1 protein-coding gene is annotated in these 327 nt (G+C 46.2%); it reads right to left on the bottom strand.

Going from position 1 to position 327, the window contains the following annotated elements; genetic code table 11:
* The coding region (locus ACNKXV_RS13850) for a sterol desaturase family protein (protein ID WP_417908305.1) at window positions 1-327 on the bottom strand (327 nt) is incomplete at both ends.

Consider the following 327-nt stretch of genomic DNA (forward strand, 5'->3'; position numbering starts at 1 on the left):
CTCAAATGCGCGGCAAACCCCATCTGCTCCACCGAGTGGTGGACCTTATGAAACTCCCACAGCCAAGGACTATGATGCAGCCAACGATGGACATTCCATTGGATAAAATCCGCCACCAAAAACATCAAAAGAAACTGCGCCCAACCAGGCCAGCTTGCCACTTGAATGGCTACCAAATTTTCGATTCCAAATAGCCCTAAAAAATCCTTGAATGCCTCCACAGCCACGTTGGACACGGAGTTATAAACGATCAGGGAGAAAAGAAAGAAGTTGAAAAACATGTAAAATCCATCCAGCCAAAAATCTTCACGGATAGCGGCCTGATTT

Origin of the sequence: Christiangramia aquimixticola (assembly GCF_048285835.1) — a bacterium.
Lineage (GTDB): Bacteria > Bacteroidota > Bacteroidia > Flavobacteriales > Flavobacteriaceae > Christiangramia > Christiangramia aquimixticola.